Annotated in this window: 1 protein-coding gene; it reads right to left on the bottom strand. The window is 56.1% G+C overall.

Translation table 11 applies throughout. The features are described 5' to 3' along the window. Positions 1–375: hypothetical protein (locus tag ACLPGZ_RS19620; RefSeq protein WP_429641904.1), on the bottom strand; the 375-nt coding region annotated here is incomplete at its 3' end. Positions 376–501 lie beyond the last annotated feature (126 nt).

The following is a 501-nucleotide window of genomic DNA, read 5'->3' as shown; positions in this document are numbered from 1 at the left end:
GTTCAGCTTGCGCTCAACCACCTTGCCGTCATCACCCACGAAGCGCAAACCGTCATTCAAGGTCGCCACTTCTTCGACGCTGCCATCGGACTTCTCGTACACGAGGCGGGTCTTGCTCTTGCCATCAGCCCCATCATTACCGGCCAGGCCCGGTGCACCCATCGCCACCGTCAGATCGGCTCCTGCGCCGTCCTTACCGGTCATACCGATCGAGCCGTCCTTACCATTAAGACCCACGCCAGGCAGACCGTTCGCACCGTCTTTACCCGGTGTCCCGTTCTCACCCAAGATAATGGTCTCCAGACCCGTGATGTCCTTGGACAAGGCCACACGAATCGCGCTGTTGCCATCAGCATCCTGCTCAATCTGAGTCATGATGTTCTGACCAGCGTCAAACTTCGTCCAATCGGTATTAGTCTGAGCTCCAGCAACCGTCACGGTAGAGCCCAGCTTAGAAGTAAATGGACCGCCATCATTGGCAACAAATACTAAGCCTTTATC

The sequence above is a fragment of the Alcaligenes sp. Me129 genome, assembly GCF_050487245.1.
Lineage (GTDB): Bacteria > Pseudomonadota > Gammaproteobacteria > Burkholderiales > Burkholderiaceae_B > Alcaligenes > Alcaligenes phenolicus.
The sequence above is the reverse complement of the archived record's forward strand: the minus strand, read 5'-3'. Positions and strand labels throughout refer to the sequence as shown.